General features: G+C 65.5%; 20 protein-coding genes. 9 read left to right on the top strand and 11 right to left on the bottom strand.

Translation table 11 applies throughout. The features are described from left to right. Positions 1-9: 9 nt before the first annotated feature. Positions 10-1,371, bottom strand: coding sequence for an MFS transporter (locus OF829_RS02620; RefSeq protein WP_406701389.1), 1,362 nt, complete (start codon positions 1,369-1,371; stop codon positions 10-12). Between the two features lie 101 nt (positions 1,372-1,472). On the opposite strand from OF829_RS02620, the gene OF829_RS02625 reads away from it, so the two are divergent. Further along, entirely contained in the window at positions 1,473-2,882 is a 1,410-nt protein-coding gene (locus OF829_RS02625; protein WP_264938389.1) for a transglutaminase-like domain-containing protein, read from the top strand. Here OF829_RS02625 and OF829_RS02630 read toward each other — a convergent pair. Genes OF829_RS02630 through OF829_RS02640 form a run of 3 tightly spaced genes read right to left on the bottom strand, consistent with a single transcriptional unit; the run spans position 2,869 to position 4,309 of the window. Beyond that, positions 2,869-3,333 (bottom strand): hypothetical protein, encoded by a 465-nt coding sequence (locus OF829_RS02630; RefSeq protein ID WP_264938390.1) that lies wholly within the window; start codon positions 3,331-3,333, stop codon positions 2,869-2,871. The genes OF829_RS02625 and OF829_RS02630 overlap by 14 nt on opposite strands. 12 nt (positions 3,334-3,345) lie before the next feature. Then, positions 3,346-3,807, bottom strand: coding sequence for a hypothetical protein (locus OF829_RS02635; RefSeq protein WP_264938391.1), 462 nt, complete (start codon positions 3,805-3,807; stop codon positions 3,346-3,348). 49 nt (positions 3,808-3,856) lie between these two features. Beyond that, a complete protein-coding gene (locus tag OF829_RS02640; RefSeq protein WP_264938392.1) occupies positions 3,857-4,309 on the bottom strand; it encodes a hypothetical protein in 453 nt (150 codons plus the stop codon). Between the two features lie 112 nt (positions 4,310-4,421). On the opposite strand from OF829_RS02640, the gene OF829_RS02645 reads away from it, so the two are divergent. Continuing rightward, on the top strand, positions 4,422-5,786 hold the full coding sequence (locus OF829_RS02645) for a GGDEF domain-containing protein (RefSeq protein ID WP_264938393.1): 1,365 nt from the start codon (positions 4,422-4,424) through the stop codon (positions 5,784-5,786). Positions 5,787-5,817: 31 nt separating this feature from the next. Here OF829_RS02645 and OF829_RS02650 read toward each other — a convergent pair whose 3' ends face one another. Further along, on the bottom strand, positions 5,818-6,264 hold the full coding sequence (locus OF829_RS02650; RefSeq protein ID WP_264938394.1) for a hypothetical protein: 447 nt from the start codon (positions 6,262-6,264) through the stop codon (positions 5,818-5,820). Positions 6,265-6,414: 150 nt separating this feature from the next. Between OF829_RS02650 and OF829_RS02655 the strand changes: the two genes are divergently transcribed. Beyond that, positions 6,415-6,714, top strand: a complete 300-nt coding sequence (locus OF829_RS02655; RefSeq protein WP_264938395.1) for a fucose-binding lectin — start codon at positions 6,415-6,417, stop codon at positions 6,712-6,714. 35 nt (positions 6,715-6,749) lie between these two features. Here OF829_RS02655 and metH read toward each other — a convergent pair whose 3' ends face one another. From metH to OF829_RS02675, 4 genes are all read right to left on the bottom strand, one after another. Next, a complete protein-coding gene (metH, locus tag OF829_RS02660; protein WP_264938396.1) occupies positions 6,750-9,356 on the bottom strand; it encodes a methionine synthase in 2,607 nt (868 codons plus the stop codon). Positions 9,357-9,456: 100 nt separating this feature from the next. Then, on the bottom strand, positions 9,457-10,503 hold the full coding sequence (locus tag OF829_RS02665) for a homocysteine S-methyltransferase family protein (protein ID WP_264938397.1): 1,047 nt from the start codon (positions 10,501-10,503) through the stop codon (positions 9,457-9,459). After that, positions 10,500-11,420, bottom strand: a complete 921-nt coding sequence (gene metF / locus OF829_RS02670; protein ID WP_264938398.1) for a methylenetetrahydrofolate reductase [NAD(P)H] — start codon at positions 11,418-11,420, stop codon at positions 10,500-10,502. The genes OF829_RS02665 and metF overlap by 4 nt, the downstream gene beginning before the upstream one ends. Beyond that, positions 11,417-12,376, bottom strand: coding sequence for an ArsR/SmtB family transcription factor (locus OF829_RS02675; RefSeq protein ID WP_264938399.1), 960 nt, complete (start codon positions 12,374-12,376; stop codon positions 11,417-11,419). Before OF829_RS02675 ends, metF begins: the two co-directional genes overlap by 4 nt. Positions 12,377-12,483: 107 nt before the next feature. On the opposite strand from OF829_RS02675, the gene OF829_RS02680 reads away from it, so the two are divergent. The 6 genes from OF829_RS02680 (at position 12,484) to OF829_RS02705 (ending at position 16,238) form a co-directional block, all read left to right on the top strand. Then, positions 12,484-13,392 carry an IS1595 family transposase gene (locus OF829_RS02680; protein ID WP_264938400.1) on the top strand — a complete coding sequence of 303 codons (909 nt, stop codon included), beginning with the start codon at positions 12,484-12,486 and terminating at the stop codon, positions 13,390-13,392. A 243-nt stretch (positions 13,393-13,635) separates the two neighbouring features. Then, positions 13,636-13,767 (top strand): hypothetical protein, encoded by a 132-nt coding sequence (locus OF829_RS02685; protein ID WP_264938401.1) that lies wholly within the window; start codon positions 13,636-13,638, stop codon positions 13,765-13,767. Positions 13,768-14,124: 357 nt separating this feature from the next. Next, positions 14,125-14,589 carry a DUF4145 domain-containing protein gene (locus tag OF829_RS02690; protein WP_264938402.1) on the top strand — a complete coding sequence of 155 codons (465 nt, stop codon included), beginning with the start codon at positions 14,125-14,127 and terminating at the stop codon, positions 14,587-14,589. Between the two features lie 262 nt (positions 14,590-14,851). Next, complete coding sequence (locus tag OF829_RS02695) at positions 14,852-15,118, top strand: lipoprotein (RefSeq protein ID WP_264938403.1); 267 nt, start codon at positions 14,852-14,854, stop codon at positions 15,116-15,118. After that, positions 15,115-15,285, top strand: coding sequence for a hypothetical protein (locus tag OF829_RS02700; protein WP_264938404.1), 171 nt, complete (start codon positions 15,115-15,117; stop codon positions 15,283-15,285). Before OF829_RS02695 ends, OF829_RS02700 begins: the two co-directional genes overlap by 4 nt. Then, positions 15,282-16,238: an aldo/keto reductase gene (locus tag OF829_RS02705; protein WP_264938405.1), complete on the top strand. Its 957-nt coding sequence runs from the start codon at positions 15,282-15,284 to the stop codon at positions 16,236-16,238. The genes OF829_RS02700 and OF829_RS02705 overlap by 4 nt, the downstream gene beginning before the upstream one ends. Here OF829_RS02705 and OF829_RS02710 read toward each other — a convergent pair. Together OF829_RS02710 and OF829_RS02715 are read right to left on the bottom strand one after the other, a co-directional pair. Continuing rightward, a complete protein-coding gene (locus OF829_RS02710) occupies positions 16,235-17,113 on the bottom strand; it encodes an AraC family transcriptional regulator (RefSeq protein ID WP_264938406.1) in 879 nt (292 codons plus the stop codon). The two genes, OF829_RS02705 and OF829_RS02710, sit on opposite strands and share 4 nt — an antisense overlap. A gap of 71 nt (positions 17,114-17,184) precedes the next feature. Beyond that, positions 17,185-17,589: a GFA family protein gene (locus OF829_RS02715; RefSeq protein ID WP_264938407.1), complete on the bottom strand. Its 405-nt coding sequence runs from the start codon at positions 17,587-17,589 to the stop codon at positions 17,185-17,187. Positions 17,590-17,614: the final 25 nt, after the last annotated feature.

Below are 17,614 nucleotides of genomic sequence, written 5' to 3' on the forward strand. Positions count from 1 at the left end.
GCGCCAGTCTCACGCGCGCTTCGGCGGGTTGGTTTCCTTGAGCCCCCACAAACTCACCACCAGCGCCATCGCCACCACGCCCCAGGTGTACCACAGCCCCGAATAGGGATCGTGGGTCCGGCTGACGATGTAGGCGCTGATCAGCGGCAGGAAACCGCCGAAATAGCCTGTGCCGATATGATAGGGGATCGACATCGAGCTGTAACGGATCCGCGCCGGAAACATCTCACTGAGCAAGGCCGCGACCGGCCCATAGGTCATGCCCGAAAGGCACATCATCACCACCAGCGCGCCGACGATCCAGGCGATATTCTCCGGCGTCGGCACCCCGTTCACCGCCAGCGCCGGATCGGCATGCTTGCCGACGATCCAGAACATCGGGAACATCAGCACCAGCGTCAGCGCATAGCCCCACACGATCGACGGCTTGCGCCCGATCCGGTCGGAGAGCCCGCCGAAGATGATGAAGAACATCAGCCCGATCGTCGCCGAGGCCCCGACGATCAGTTGCGCTGCGGTCTGGTCCATCTTCATCGCCTTGGCGAGGAACTCGAGCGCGGTGAACATCGCGGTGTACCAAATCACCGTCAGCCCCGCCGCGATCCCGAACAGCGCGACGAACAGCCGCTTGAAATTGCCCGGATAGGTGAAGCTCTCGATGAACGGGTTGGCCGCCATCTGCCCTTCGGCCTTCATCGCCTTGAAAACAGGGCTCTCGGCGAGCTTCAGCCGCATCCACAGCGACACGGCGAGCAGCACGATCGAGAAAAGGAAGGGCACGCGCCAGCCCCATGCGAGCCATTCGGCGGCGGGCAGCGGCAGCTTGACCGCGAGCACCACGATCAGGCTCAGGATGAAGCCGCCGACCACGCTCGCCTGGATATAGCTGGTATGATAGCCGCTGCGCCCGTCGGGCGAATGCTCGGAGACATAGATCGCAGCCCCGCCATATTCGCCCCCCAGCGCGAGGCCCTGGAGAATCCGCAGCACGATGATCGCCAGCGGCGCGGCTATGCCAATCGCCGCGTAGCTGGGCACCAGCCCCACGCCTGCCGTGGCCAGGCCCATCAGCGTGATGGTGACGAGGAAGGTATATTTGCGCCCGAGCTTGTCGCCCAGATAGCCGAACAATATCGCCCCCAGCGGCCGGAAGCCGAAGCCGACCGCGAAGCCCGCCCATACCATCAGCGTCTTGAACGTCTCATCGCCTGCCGGAAGGAAGGTGTTGGCCATGATGCCGGTCGTCGCCAGCGTGCCGTAGATGAAGAAGTCGTACCATTCGAAGATCGTGCCCAGCGACGAGGCGCTGACCACCAGCCGCATGTCCTTGGCGCTGGGCTCGGCGGCCCCTTCCGCGATGTTCCCCATCATCACTCCCCCATCTATTGCGCGAACCTGTAACAAGTCGCGCCGCGCGGCAAGGGAGACGGATTAAGTCACTGTTCAGGGAGGAACCGCGCTACTCTCACCCCATGCTCGTGCGCGCCTTTCTGTGCCTCGCCATCGCGGTCCTTGCCGGCCCCGCCACCGCGCAGGTCGCGCCGGCGCCCGCGACGAACTGGTTCCGCGTCCTCACCGAATACGGCACCCAGATCGGCCACCGCTCGCAGCAGGTAACCCAGAGCGCCGAGGGCCGCGAAACCGTCAGCCTCCAGGAACTGCTGCTCCAGGAACCCGGCGACCCCGTCAGCCGGGCGGCCAGCCAGACCGTCGTCACGGAAGACAGCACTGGCCGCGTGATCGCGATCAGCGATTACAGCCAGACCGGACGCAGCTGGACGCGCACCACCGCGAAGATCGAGCCCGGCCGCGCGATCATCACCCGCGCAACCAAGTCGGACACCCACACCACCACAATCCCCCTGCCCCCCGGCACCCGCTTCGATGCCGGGGCGGGCCTGCTGCGCAACTGGGACGGCAAGACGATTCTCGAGTTCCGGAATTTCAGCCTCGACGCCCAGGCGGTCGAGCGGATGACGATCGAGCCCGCGCCGGGCGGTGCGATCCGCAAGCGCTATGACGGCGATCAGCTCCGCGGCGCGGCCCGGCTCGAGCTTGGGACCGACGGCCGCGTCACCGCGATGATCCAGCCGATGTTCGGCTCGCGCATCGCCATCGTCCCCGCCACCCGCGAGGAGGCGCTCGCCGGCCACCCGCCCTTCCGCATGTTCGCGACGGTGATGATCAAGTCGCCCGTCCGCATCGCCGAGCCCGCGGCCCAGGGCCATATCCGCTACCGCTTCGGCTTTCGCGACGGCATCGTCTTCACGCCCCCCGAAACCGGCGAGCAGCGGGTGACGATGGCGGGGGGCGAGGCGACCGTCGACATCTGCGATAGCTGCGGTCCCGGCTTGCCGACCGACCCAGCCTTTCTCGCCGATGCACGGCGCGCGACCCCCTGGCTCCAGATCGACCATCCCAGGATCCGCGCGATCACCGGCCGCACCGCGCGGCTGAAGATCGGCGACGCGCGCAAGATGGAGCTGCTCACCGCCGAGGCGATCGGCCATCTCGGCAAGATCGACTTCACCGGCCATTATTCGGCGCTCGAAACGCTCGAGCGCGGCGCGGGCGATTGCACCGAGGCCGCGGTCCTCCTCGCCGCCTTCGGCCGCGCGGTCGGCATCCCCACCAAGGTCGTCAACGGCCTCGTCTATTCGCGCGAACGCTATCACGGCGTCAGCAACGCCTTCATGCCGCACAGCTGGGTGCTCGCATTCGTCGGCGGCAAATGGCGCAGCTACGATGCCGCGCTATCTACCTTCGACTCCACCCATATCGCGCTCTCGATCGGCGATGGCGACGCGCGCTCGCTGACCGCCGCGGGGCAGCTCGGCAGCCTGTTGACCTGGCAATCGATGGCGGAGGTCAGGACCCGCTGACGGGTTCCTTGGGCTTCACCGCGACGGCGGGCGCTTCGTAGACGACCGGCATCTCGGGCAAGGTCGCGTCCGCCGGATCCTCGGTCAGCGCGGTGTTCTTCGGATCCTTGATCCCGCCCATCCATATCTCGGTATCTTCATCGACGGGCACATCGCCGGAGACCAGCTGCACGCCGGGCGTCTCCGTCGCAGGCGCATCCTGCGCCGCCGCCGGAAGCGCAGCCACCGCGGCCGCCAGCGCCGCCGCGGCCAGCGCCGGGCGGATCGGCAGGCGATAGCTCACGCACACCTCGGTCTCGCAGCTCGCGAGGAACGCCGCGCGCTCGCCGTCGCTCCACGCGGTCAGATCGACCACGTTGCGCTTGCACATCCGGCAAAAATCGCCGTCGAATATCGCGGCGCGATTGTCCTTGTAGGGGCAGGGACTGTCGATCTTCGGAAAGCGGGCCATGATCGTTCCTCCTCAATCGCGCTTCGCCGGCTCGGCCGGCTTGGGGGTTTCATAGACGACAGGCAATTCGGGCAGCTTGGCGTCCTCGGGCGTTTCGACGAATTCGACATTGCGCGGGTCGTGGATCCCGCCGCCCATCACGATGATCTCGTCGTCGAGGTTCGCCGGCTCGGCCATCGCCGCCGCAACGGTCACCTCCTGCGTCGGCGGCGGAGCGTCCTGCGCCGCCGCGGGCAGTGCCGCCACCGCGGCCGCCGCCAATGCCGCCGCGCCCAGCGCACTGCGCACCGGCACGCGGTACGACACGCACACCTCGGTCTCGCAATTCTCGAAAAAGGCGATCCGTGCGGCATCGTCCATCGCGGTCAGGTCGGTCACCTGCCGCTTGCACATCCGGCACAGATCGCCGTCCATGATCGCGGCGAGGTTTGCCTGATAGGGGCACGGGCTCTGGATCTTCGGAAACAAGGCCATCGCATTTCCCTCCTACGCCATTCCAACCCATTCACGTCACGTCACAAAATCACCGGGGCCGCGCTATCCGCCCACGAACCCGCTGGTCGGTGGGCCGGGGGTGTCGCACTGGCCGGGTCCGGACGGCGTTCGGAGAGCCGGTCAGTTCTGCGACTGTCACCACCACCACCGGCTCGGCGCTCGCGGTGAGGGTAGGCGGACGCATCCGCCCGCCCGTCACCACGATCTGCGCGTCATCGTCATCCACATCCTGCGCCATCGCCGGCGCAGCCCCGCCCAGCGCCGCGAGCAGCGCGGCCGCCGCCAGCGCGGGCTTGATGCGATAGGTGATGCAGACATCCTTGCCCTCGGTGCGCTTCACGAATGCCCGGCGTTCGCGTGGCGCCATCGCGTCGAGGTCGAACACGGTGCATTCGCAGGCCCTGCAGAAATCGCCGTCCATCACCGTATCGAGCCGCCCGGCATAGGGGCAGGGGCGGTCGATCGTCGGAAAATCGGTCATCTGCGCGCCTCCCGTCGCGGGGCATTCCCATAGAAGCGCATTAACCTCCCGCTAGCCTTGCTCTTCTATGAACGGAGTGGGGGCGAACCACGCCTTGTGAACGAGGTCGAAGATGGAATCGCAGCCCGCCAACCGCACAAATGCGTCCGAAACGGTCGCCCGGCGCGGTTTGAAGCTGCTGTCGAACGCCAAGTTCGAAATCATCCTGTTCGTGCTGCTGCTGCTCACCGTCGCCGCGGTCGCGTGGCAGGACCGCATCCTGGTGCGTTCCACCGTGCTGACGCCCCAGAGCATCGCCAGCTATCCCAGCCTGATCCACACCGACAACAACCCCGAGATCAAGGGCAAGTCCGGCGGCACACTGATCGCGCCGATGCGCTGGACCTGCGATCTGCGCGCCGGCTTCGACTATCCCTATTGCGGCTATGAGGTCTTCTTCAACCAGCCCGGCACCACCAAGGGGCTCGACCTCACCAATTTCCGCTCGCTCTCGATCCGCTTCACCTATCGCGGCCCGGGCAAATCGGTCCGCGTCCACCTCAAGAATTTCGATCCGCGCTATTCGAAGACCGTCGAGGACGACACCTCCAAGTTCAACCGCGTCGAGGCCGACGTCACGCCCGGCCGCGTCCAGCAGCTCGATTTCAGCCTGGCCGATTTCGGCGTCGCCGACTGGTGGCTGTTCAAGCACAAGGTCGCGCCCAAGTTCAGCCATCCGCAGTTCGACAACGTCACCTCGGTCGATATCCAGACCGGCACCGAGATCGCGCTGGGCCACCACGAATTCGAGGTGCAGGAGATCGTGCTGCGCACCGCGATCATGAGCGTCGCGCAATATTATCTGTCGCTGCTTGGCATCTGGGTGGTGCTGATCGGCATCTATCTCGCCTATCGCCTGCGCAATCTGCGCGGCGAGCTCGAACGCCGCCAGACGCTCCAGGCGCTGACCTTGCGCCAGGCGCAGGAAGCCGAGGAGGAAGCGCGCCGCGACCACCTCACCAAGCTGCTCAACCGCCGCGGCGTCGCCGAACGGTTCGAGACGCTGCCCGAGGATGCCCCGCCCGCCGGCCTCGCGGTGATCCTGATCGATATCGATCACTTCAAGTCGCTCAACGACCGCTTCGGCCATAGCTATGGCGACGAGGTCCTTTCGACGATCGCGACGCTGATCAAGCGCAACGTGCGCGGCGGCGATTTCGTCGGGCGCTGGGGCGGGGAGGAATTCCTGGCCGTCTGCCCCGGCATCGACGCGCTCGAGGCGCAGCATGTCGCCGAGAAGATCCGCCGCCGCATCGAGCATTTCCACTTCGGCGACTGCGAACAGGTCACCACCAGCGTCGGCGTCCACTGGACTCCGGCGACCGGCCCCGAACTCACCGAGCTGGTCGGCCTCGCCGATGTCGCGCTCTATTCGGCCAAGCGCGGCGGCCGCAACGCCTGCTGCCTCTATCGCCCCGGAATGGCCAAGGCGGCCTAGAAATTTCCTCCCCGTTCCGGGGAGGAGTTTCTCAATCCCGCTTCGTCTGCGTCCCGCGATCCGGCGCCACCACCGGCTGCACCGGCTTGGGCGGCTCCGGCGGCGGCACCGGCTCTCCCGCCAGCACCACCGGCACCTCGACCGGAGGCGGAACCCCACCCAGAAGCACGGGCACGTAGGGCGGGTTCAAAGCGCGCGGCGGGATCGGCTCGTGCCGCTGCGCCATCGCTGGCTCGGCCACCAGCACCGCCGCCGACGCCGCGACCAGCGCCGCCGCGACCGCAGGCCGCACAAAGGCGGTGTAGCGCACGCACGCATCGCCTCCGCACGCCGCCAGGAACGCCGCCCGCTGGGGATCGGTCATGCCGGTCAGGTCATACACGTTGCGCTTGCACATCCGGCAGAAATCGCCGTCCATCGCCTCGTCCAGCCGGTCGAGATAGGGGCAGCTGCGCTCGATCTTCGGGAACAGGGGCATGGCCATCCTCCGATGTGATATGTTGTCACATAACATTTTTGTGCTCTCTCGGCAAGCGGAAGCGCGAACGGGCCGATCATGGTAAAGGCAGATCATAACGGGTCCGAATCGGAGCAACGACTCCCCGCAACTTCAACGAGGGGAAATCAAATGGCCGACGGTGTTTTCATGACTGCGACCGCAGCAGTAAACTGGTTCGACAAGAATGGCGGGTTGCACATCCGTGTCTATGGCAGCGACGGAGAAACGATCAGCGAACGCTGCGCCGATGCCGGCGGTTCGGGCTGGACGACCGGCACCTTCAGTACCGGCGGCTCGCACGTTTCGGCAACCGTCTGGACCGTGAACGGCAATCCCAGCATCCGGGTCTATTGCACCGGCGACAACGGCACGACCGAGTGGTGCAACGACGGCGCGGCCTGGTACCAGGGCACTTACACGCCCTATTGATGGCCGCGACTAACCCCTCCCCCTCCGGGAGGGGTTCAATCCAGGTTCGGCCGCAGCCAGCGTGTCGCCTGCTCGATGCTCACCCCGCGCCGCGCGGCATAATCCTCGAGCTGATCCTGCCCCACGCGCGCCACGCCGAAATACTCGGCCTGCGGGTGCCCGAAATAGAAGCCCGAGACCGCCGCGGTCGGCAGCATCGCGAAGCTTTCGGTCAGCGTGATCCCTGTGCGGTGGTGCGCGTCGAGCATCTTGAACAGGATCGGCTTGAGGCTGTGCTCGGGGCAGGCCGGATAGCCCGGCGCCGGGCGGATGCCACGATACTGTTCCTTGATCAGCGCCTCGTTGGTCAGCTGCTCGCCCTCGGCATAGCCCCAGAGCGCCGTGCGCACATAATGGTGCAGCCGCTCGGCGAACGCCTCGGCGAAGCGGTCCGCCAGTGCCTTGAGCAAGATGTCCGAATAATCGTCGATCGCCGCCTTGAAGCGCGCCAGATGGGGCTCGATCCCATGGATCGACACCGCGAACCCGCCGATCCAGTCGCCGTTGCGGTCGATGAAGTCCGCCAGGCACATATTCGCCCGGCCTTCGCGTTTCGCGATCTGCTGGCGCAGCATCGGCAGCCGGACATGCTCCTCATCCTCGACATGGACGATGATATCGTCGCCGTCGCGCCGGCACGGCCACAGCCCGACCACGCCGCGCGCGGTCAGCCATTGCTCGTCGACGATCCGGTCGAGCATCTTGTTGGCATCGGCGAACAGCGACCGCGCGCTCTCCCCCACCACCTTGTCGTCGAGGATCGCGGGATAGTTCCCCGCCAGCTCCCAGGCGCGGAAGAAGGGCGTCCAGTCGATATAGTGGCGCAGGTCCTTGAGGTCCCAGCTCGGAAAGTCATGCAGCCCCGGCAGCTTGGGCCGCCCGGGCTTGAGCGTCATGTCCGCCTCGAACGCATTGTCGCGCGCCTTGCCGATCGGCAGCAGCTCGCTCTGCCCGCGCCCCTCGCGCGCGGCGCGGATGCCGGCATATTCCTCGGCGACCTTGGCGACATAATCGTCGCGGATCGTCTCGGAGACGAGCGTGGTCGCCACCCCCACCGCGCGGCTTGCGTCGAGCACATGGATCACCGGTCCCTTGTACGCCGGCTCGATCCTGAGCGCGGTGTGCACGCGGCTCGTCGTCGCCCCGCCGATCAGCAGCGGCATCGTCATGTTCAGCCGCTGCATCTCCTCGGCGACGGTCACCATCTCGTCGAGGCTCGGGGTGATCAGCCCCGATAGCCCGATCATGTCGGCATCATTCTCGTTCGCCGCCTCGAGGATCCGGGTCCAGGGCACCATCACCCCCAGATCGACCACCTCGAAGCCGTTGCACTGGAGCACCACGCCGACGATGTTCTTGCCGATATCATGCACGTCGCCCTTGACGGTCGCCATGATGACCTTGCCCTTGCCCTTGGCGCCCGGCTCCTTGGCCGCCTCGATATAGGGGAGCAGGTGCGCGACGGCCTTCTTCATCACGCGCGCCGATTTCACCACCTGCGGCAGGAACATCTTGCCCGATCCGAACAGGTCGCCCACCACGTTCATCCCGTCCATCAGCGGGCCTTCGATCACCTCGATCGGCCGGGCGAAAGCCAGCCGCGCCTCCTCGGTGTCCTCGACCACCCATTGGTCGATCCCCTTGACCAGCGCATGTTCGAGCCGCTTGGCCACCCCCCAGCCGCGCCACTCCGCCGCCTGCTTCTCGGCGACCGCATCGGTCCCGCGATAGCGTTCGGCGAGCGCCACCAGCCGTTCCCCGGCCTCGGGATCGCGGTTGAGGATCACATCCTCGCACGCGGTGCGCAGTTCGGGATCGATCGTATCGTACACGTCGAGCTGGCCGGCATTGACGATCGCCATGTCGAGCCCCGCGGGGATGGCATGATAGAGGAACACCGAATGCATCGCCCGGCGCACCGGCTCGTTGCCGCGGAAGCTGAACGACAGGTTGGAGAGCCCGCCCGAGAAATGGACGTGCGGGCAGCGGCGCTTGATCTCCTTCACCGCCTCGATGAAGTCGACGCCGTAATTATTGTGCTCCTCGATCCCCGTCGCCACCGCGAACACGTTGGCGTCGAAGATGATGTCCTCGGGCGGGAAGCCGATCCCCATCAGCTCCTGGTACGCCCGCTCGCAAATCTCGATCTTGCGCGCCTGGGTGTCCGCCTGGCCGACCTCGTCGAACGCCATCACGACCACCGCCGCGCCATAGGCCATGCACTTGCGGGCATGATCGAGGAACTGGGGAACACCCTCCTTCATGCTGATCGAATTGACGATCGGCTTGCCGCTGACGCATTTCAGCCCCGCCTCGATCACGTCCCATTTGGACGAATCGATCATCACCGGGACGCGCGCGATATCAGGCTCGGCTGCGATCAGCTTGAGGAAGGTCGTCATGGCGTGGTGCGCGTCGAGCAGCCCCTCGTCCATGTTGACGTCGATCACCTGCGCACCATTCTCGACCTGCTGCCGCGCGACCTCGACCGCCTTGGCATAGTCGCCCGCCATGATCAGCTTCTTGAACGCCGCGGAGCCCGTGACGTTGGTGCGCTCGCCGATATTGACGAAATTGGTGGAAGCGGTGGGGGTGGTGTTCATTTCATTCCTAAGTTCGTCATCCCGGCGAAAGCCGGGACCCAGGGTCACGGGCGACGCCGCTCTTGGCTCTGGGTCCCGGCTTTCGCCAGGATGACGGCAACTATGCCGCCATCGTGAACGGCTCGAGCCCGGCGAGCCGCGTCACCACCGGCAGCTCGGGCGTCACCCGCGGCTTCGCCCCCGCTACCGTCTTCGCGATCGCCCCGATATGCTCGGGCGTCGTCCCGCAGCAGCCGCCCACGGCGTTGACCAGCCCGTCGCGCACCCATTCGTCGATCAGCTCGGCGGTGCGCTCGGGCAGCTCGTCATATTTGCCGAGCTCGTTGGGCAGCCCCGCATTGGGATAGGCGAGGATCAGCGTGTCGCAGCTCTTGGCCAGCTCGATCAGATAGGGCCGCATCAGGTCCGCGCCGAACGCGCAGTTCGCGCCCATCGTCAGCGGCTTGAGGTGCCTGAGCGCGAACCAGAAGGCCTCGATCGTATGCCCCGAAAGGTTGCGGCCGGACATGTCGGTGATCGTGAAGCTCACCATCAGCGGCACCGCGCGGCCCGAAGCCGCCTCGGCCTCGCGCGCCGCCATCCCCGCCGCTTTGGCATTGAGCGTGTCGAAGCAGGTCTCGACCAGCAGGAAATCGACCCCGCCCTCGATCAGCGCATCGCATTGCTCGCGATATTCGGCCTTGAGCGCATCGTAATCGATCTCACGATAGGCAGGATCGTTGACGTCGGGCGACAGCGACAGCGTCTTGTTGGTCGGCCCGATCGCGCCCGCGACGAAGCGCCGCCGCCCGTCCTTCGCCTCGGCCTTGTCCGCCGCCGCACGTGCGATCTTCGCCGCGGTCAGGTTGATCTCGCGCACCAGATGCTCGCACCCGTAATCGGCCATCGCGATCCGCGTGCCCGAAAAGGTGTTGGTCTCGACCATGTCCGCCCCCGCCTCGAAATAGGCGGTGTGGATGCCCTCGATGATGTCCGGCCGCGTCAGGCAGAGCAGGTCGTTATTGCCCTTCTGATCGTGGCTGAGGTCGAGGTCGCCGCGATAATCGGCCTCGGTCAGCTGGAAGCGCTGGATCGCGGTGCCATAGGCGCCGTCGAAGATCAGGATGCGCTCGGCAGCGGCGGCGCGAAAGGCGGCTTCGGCGTTCATGCGGCAGTCTCCAGCGCCGGCACCGCGGGACGCACCCCCAGCAGGTGACAGATCGCGTAGCTCAGCTCGGCGCGGTTGAGCGTGTAGAAATGGAAGGCGCGCTCGCCCCCGGCGTAAAGCTTGCGGCACAATTCCGCCGCCACCGTCGCCGCGACCAGCTGGCGCGCCGCGGGATGATCGTCGAGCCCCTCGAACAGCCGCCCCATCCAGTCCGGAACCTCGGTCCCGCACATCGCCGACATGCGCACGACGCTGGCATAGTTCATCACCGGCATGATCCCCGGCACCAGCTCGGCGTGGATCCCCGCCGCCGCCGCTTCGTCCCGGAAGCGGAAGAAGCATTCGGGCGTGAAGAAGAACTGGGTGATCGCCCGCGTCGCGCCCGCATCGATCTTGCGCTTGAGATTGTCGAGATCGGCCGCCTTGTGCGCCGAATCCGGATGACATTCGGGATAGGCCGCGACCGAAATCTCGAACGGGTGCAGCTTCCTGAGCCCCGCCACCAGATCTGCGGCATTCTCATACCCGCCCGGATGCGTCTGATATTTCTCGCCCGCACGCGGCGGATCGCCCCTGAGCGCGACGATATGCCGCACGCCCGCATGCCAGTAATCGTTCGCCACCGCGTCGATCTCGTCGCGGGTCGCCTCGACGCAGGTAAGGTGCGCCGCCGCCGGGATGCTCGTCTCGCGCACGATCCGCGCCACCGTGTTGTGGGTCCGCTCGCGAGTCGATCCGCCCGCGCCATAGGTCACGCTGACGAAGCGCGGAGCCAGCGGCGCGAGCGTCTGGACCGACTCCCACAACGTTTCTTCCATCTTCTCGGTCTTGGGCGGGAAGAATTCGAACGACACCTCGATATCGCCCGCCACATCGGCGAACAGAGGCGCGCCTCGCGGGTCCACCAGACTACTCATGCCGCCTTCACTTTCTCTTTGATCTCGCCGGTCTTGCGCCCCAGCCACAATTTCACCGTCAGCTCGCCCCCGCCCAGCGTCTCGACCAGCACCGGGCTCAGCCCCTGCGCCTCGAACCAGCCGAGGATCTGCTCGTCCGAAAAGCCGAGCCGGGCATGCGCGTCCTGCGTCCGCAGCTCCTCGCGCTCATGCGGCGCGAAATCGGCGATCAGCAGGCGGCCGCCGGGGCTCAGCACCCGCGCCGCCTCGGCAATCGCCGCGCCCGGCTGCTGCGCGAAATGGAGCACGTGATGCAGGATCGCGGTATCCGCCCCGCCATCGGGCAAGGGCAGCGCATAAAGGTCCGCCTGCCGCAGCTCGGCATTGCCCACATCGGCCAGCTTGGCGCGCGCCAGCCGCAGCATCTCCGACGACCGGTCGATCCCCAAAGCCGTCTCCGCGCGCGGCGCGAACAGCTCGAGCATCCGCCCGGTGCCGGTGCCGATATCGATCAAGGCACCCAGCGAATCCTCGCCCAGCACCCGCCCCATCTCGGCCTCGACCTCGCTTTCGGCGACATGGAGCGAGCGGATCGCGTCCCAGTCCCCGGCATGCGCCTCGAACCATTCGTTCGCAGCACTCGCCCGGTCGGCGCGCACCGCCGCGAGCCGCGCCTCGTCCGCCGCAGTCCAGTGATTGGGCCAGTGATCGACCTCGCGCCACGCATCGAGCGCCGCGAAGACGGGCGCCACGCGCTCGGCCTCGCCCAGCGCCACGAACACCCAGCTGCCTTCCTTGCGCCGCTCGGCCAGCCCGGCGTCGCACAATATCTTCACATGGCGGCTGACCCGCGGCTGGCTCTGTCCCAGCACCTGCGCCAGCTCGCCGACCGACAGCTCCATCGCCCGCAGCAGCGCAAGGATGCGCAACCGCGTCGAATCCGCCAGAGCGCGGAAAATGCCGAGAGCCTGATTCATGTGGGATATAGATATAAAGATATCTTTATATCAGGTCAACGCGGGGCAATTATATACTTGACGTACTAGCCCGGTTTTCGTAGGGTCGCACCATAAGGAAGCGACCAATGAACCTGACGAACCCGATCTACAGCGATAGCGAACTGGCCCGCGAGCATCTTGAGCGGCTGCACTGGCCGGAAGGCCCGGTATGTCCGCACTGCGGCTGCATGGATCGGATTACGAAGCTTCAGGGCAAGAGCACCCGCCCCGGCGTGTACAAGTGCAACGACTGTGAGAAGCCTTTCACGGTGACGGTCGGCACGATCATGGAGGACAGCAAAATCCCGCTCAACAAGTGGCTGATGGCGTACGCCCTGATGGCCGCGAGCAAGAAGGGCATCAGCGCCCACCAGCTGCATCGGTCGCTTGGGATCACCTACAAGTCCGCATGGTTTCTCGCCCATCGCATCCGCGAGACGATGACCGATGAAGGCGGCCACCTTGGCGGCGAGGGAAAGATTGTCGAGGCCGATGAAACCTTCGTCGGCGGAAAGGCTCACAACCGCGCCTTCCGCAAGCCTGCCGCGAAGAAGATGGTTTTCGCGCTAGTCGAGCGTGACGGTCGCGCCCGCTCGTTCCACGTCGCGAATATCACCGGCAAGACGCTGCGCCCGCTTCTGGTGCGCAATGTTAGCCGCGAAAGCATGCTGATGACCGACACCGCCGCTGTCTATCGCACGGTCGGTCGCGAGTATGCCCGCCACGGCATGGTGAACCACGGCATCAGCCAGTACGTCACGATGGACAAGGTGAAGCACAGCAACACCGCCGAAAATTTCTTCTCGATCTTCAAGCGTGGCGTGATCGGCACCTATCACCACATGAGCGAGGCGCACCTGTCGCGCTACTGTCGCGAGTTTGATTTCAGGTACAACACCCGCCTACTGTCGGACGGCGAGCGCACCGCCGTTGCGGTGAAGGCTGGCCGTGGCAAGCGCCTGACGTACCGGCAACCTAGTGGACTCCCTGCCTGACATTAAGCAGCCGGAAGAACGCCCGATGGGCGAGCGCCGGAAGCGATATTACGGATGACGCCCACATAAGGATTTCCTTATGTGCGTTCTTTATCCGTTCTTCGTCACGAAACTGTAACAAAGACTCGGAATCAGGGACTTGGGCCGAAAGCTCGGTCGTTTCGCAAGCCTTTGACAGCGGGAGGCGCGTGAGGCGCTTTCCGGGCGAGCGGCCCAACCGCTCCTGAGTCAAAGGAGGCCAAGATGGCTTACCCGATTCACGAGCGCGGCAGGGACGCTGACAATGGTCAGTTCATCCCCGCCGACAAGGCTCGCAATCGCCGCGACGCGATTGTTGAGACCTACAAGGTGGGCAAGAAGGGTCCGCGCAACTAAGCGCCCTTCAAGCCGCTGAGGGGGGCCGTCGGGAGCAATCCCGGCGGCCCTTTCGCTCTTGAATCAGAGCGATTCCAACACGTCAAGCTCGTTTCGAGTGAGACTCTTTGGACCGCTTTACGATATCCTCGTTGCTGATCGGGGGGGTTGCCAGGGCACGGCGCAGCAATTCGTCGCGTTGAGCATCGGAGGAGGAGGATGGCTGGTCGTCACAAGAATCGGAAGCGCCCCCCGAAGGGGACTGGGCAGCCTTCGGGGAAGGATCGGACCGCGCATGAGGCAGCGCGAGGCTCGGGGGAGAAACTTCCATCGCTTCGTGACCTTTCACGTGAGCTACCTAACGATTTACAGGCCCTCATGGAAGCGATTGGACTTCAGTCCGACCGGGGCGCGGCTGTGATGCTCGCCACCATGGTCGAAAAGGCCCTCTGGGTGGCCTTGATGACGAGGATGCCCAAAGTTGACAAGATCACCCACGATGGGTGGTTTGAGGGTGCACACGCCCCATTCCAGACGTTTTCTGCCAAGATCAAACTTGGGCGCGCATTTGGCATCTACGGCCCCCGGACAGAGGAATTGCTCAACACCATCCGAGAGATTCGAAACGCCTTCGCCCACGCTTTAACGCCGCTAGGTTTCGACAATCCCACAATCGCGAATGCGTGCCTTGGCATGGTCGATCGCCCACCATCGGAGCCGGTGGAAGGCGAAGACCATCCCATGCGGACACGCTATCACGCCTCGTGCATATGGGCGTTCGAGAAGCTTATGGATGACGCGAAGGAGAATGGTGATCAGCCCATCCTCATTAAGCTTCCGTAGCGTATCCCCCCGCGACTAACGCAGCCCGTACGATCCGCAGCGCGCCTTCTCGCGGTCGCTCGTATTCCTCGTGATACCCTGCAAGCTCCGCCGCCCCCGCCTCGATCATCTCGGGCGTGATTTCAATATCTTCGGAGCGCCGGCCTGTCGCCGAATCATCTACCACAGGAAGTCCAGTACGTCAGGTATATAATTGCCCAACGCGGTTGCCGGAGTCCACCTCCCGCTGTAGCGCATGCGCATCACTTTCAAAGGGAATCCGATGCGCAAGGCCCTTCTCATCCCCGTCCTCACCCTCACTGCCTTCGGCCTTTCGGGCTGCGGCAAGAAGGCCAAGAACGAGGCGCTCGAAGCCAATGAATCGATCGCGGGCGACAGCAATGCGATGGGCGAGGCGGTGAGCGACCAGCAGGAGGCGCTCAACGCCGCCTTCTCGAACCAGGAAGAGGCGTACGACGCCGGTCCCGCGCCCAATGTCAGCAGCGGCGGCGGTAAGAATGTTCCCGAAGAAGGCAGCGGCGACGAATGATGCGGGCCGCGCTCGCCCTTGGCCTCCTGCTGACGCTCGCCGCCTGTCAGTCGGACAGCGATCCCGGCCCTGGCGAGGTCACGCGCGGCGAGGCGCGCCAGCTCAACGAGGCCGCCGCGCAGACCGATATCAACGCCGCCATCGAACCGGACAACGCCGCGCAATGACCGAGACCCGCCCCCTCGGCGCCTCCGGCCTTGCGCTCACCCCGCTCGTCCTCGGCGGCAATGTCTTCGGCTGGACCGCCGACAAGGCTGAAAGCTTCCGCATCCTCGATCGCTTCGCCGAGGCCGGCGGTGTGATGATCGACACCGCCGATGTCTATTCGGCCTGGGTCCCCGGCCATAAGGGCGGCGAATCCGAGACGATCATCGGCGAATGGCTGCGCAGCTCGGGCAAGCGCGACAAGGTGCTGATCGCCACCAAGGTCGGCATGCTCCCCTGGGACAACACCGAAAAGGGCAAGATCAGCCCCGAGCGCATCGCCGCCCAGGCCGAGGCATCGCTCGCCCGGCTCGGCATCGATACGATCGACCTCTATTTCATCCACCAGGACGATCCCGATACGCCACAGGCCGACGTGCTCGGCGCGCTCGCCCAGCTGATCGGCGCGGGCAAGGTCCGCGCGGTCGGCGCCTCGAACTTCTCGGCGATGCGCCTCAAATCCGCGCTCGACATCGCCGACCGTCAGGGCCTGCCGCATTACCGCGCGCTCCAGAACGAATATAATCTCGTCAGCCGCCACAAGTTCGAGGGCGAGCTGCAGGATCTCTGCATCACCCACAATATCGGCACCGTGCCCTTTTACGGCCTCGCTTCCGGCTTCCTGACGGGTAAATACCGCAGCGCCGCCGATTTCGGAAAGAGCGTCCGCGGCGGCCGGATGCAGGCCTATCTCGACGGCAAGGGCCCCGCGGTCCTCGCCGCGATGGACGCGGTCGCCGCCGAAACCGGCGCCACCCTGGCACAAATCGCCCTCGCCTGGCTCGCCGCGCAACCCGGCGTCACCGCCCCCATCGCCAGCGCCACCAGCGCCGAACAGCTCGACGAACTGCTCGGCTTCTGGGAGGTCAACCTGACGCAGGACCAGCTCGACCGGCTCTGCGACGCCGGCGCCTAGCGGATCGGCAGATAGAGGTCTGTCACCGCCTCATGCTCGGGCACGTCGGGCATGAAGCTCACCCGCTGCGCGAAGAACGGAAAATCCCGCAATTCGCACCCGCTGCGCGGCAGCCATTCGCGATAGAGAAAGGTCGCCGACGCCGCCAGATCGTCGCCCGATCCGATCTGCCGCAGCACCGCGCAGCGCCCCGCGGGAATCAGGCCCTGGATCACCTGGTCGCGATTGGGCTCGACCGCGCGATCGGTCGCCGCGCACAGATCCATGCGGTAGTCCTCGCCCTCGTCGGGGCCCGAGTGGAAGACGTTGAAGGTCGCGCAGGTCCGCGGCGACACCCCAGACGCCTTGCGCCAGGCGATGAAGCGCCGCAGCGTATCGCCGATCCGTGTCGGATCGCCGCGATGCTCCATCACCGCGACCGGGGTGGCGGGAAAGTCGATGATCCGAACCTGATCGTCGGTGAAACTCTGGGTCATGATGCTGCTCCGTGCTTGGTTGAGCGGCTCGAATGCCGCGTGCCACGGGCCCCAGTCCGGATCGCTCCTGAACCCGCTCGGGCTCTGGTCGAAACGCTGGCGAAAGGCGCGTGCGAACGCCTCCGGGCCTTCATATCCGCTGTCCAGCGCGATCGCGAGGATCGGCTGATCCTCGCGATAGGCGAGCCGGTACGATGCCCGTTTCAGCCGCGCGAGCTGGACATAGCGGTGGATGCCGATCTCAAACGTCGCCGAGAATTGGCGCTGGAAATGAAACTTCGAAAAAGCCGCGACGCCGCTCAGCACATCGACGCTCAAATCATCCTCCAGATGCGCGTCGATATGGTCGATCACGCGCATCATCCGCGCATGATAATGGCTGGCCGCGTCGCGTTTCATCGTCTCTCCCATGGCGGGATGGCGATTAGCCCGCTTGGCGGCAAGCGCGCCTTGCCGATCATGCGGTTCGGCTAGAGGATCGCCTTTCCGGCGGGCTCGGTCCACCAGCTATTGTGCCGCCCGTCGCCATAATTGACCGGCGCCGCCGCCAGCTCCTCATAGCCCGCATCGTCGAGCGACATCACCTGCACCGATACGAATGCACCGCCGATCTCGGGCACATTCCCCTCGCTGAACGGCGCGCAGCCGCAATTGCCGCAGAAGCGATGCGTGCCCTGCATCGTCCCGAAGCGATAGTCGCGCAACACCTCCTCGCCCGCGAGCAGCCGGAACTGCTCGGGCTTGAGCAGCGCGCCCCAGTTGCGCCTTTTGGTGCAGATCGAGCAATTGCACTTGCCCGTCCCCGCGGCGAGATCGATGTCCGCCTCGAACTTCACCGCGCCGCAATGGCAGCTTCCCTGATAGGTCTTCATCATCGCCCGTCTCCTCGTTTCGTCTGAG

The organism is Sphingomonas caeni, from assembly GCF_026013415.1.
GTDB lineage: Bacteria > Pseudomonadota > Alphaproteobacteria > Sphingomonadales > Sphingomonadaceae > Sphingomonas > Sphingomonas caeni.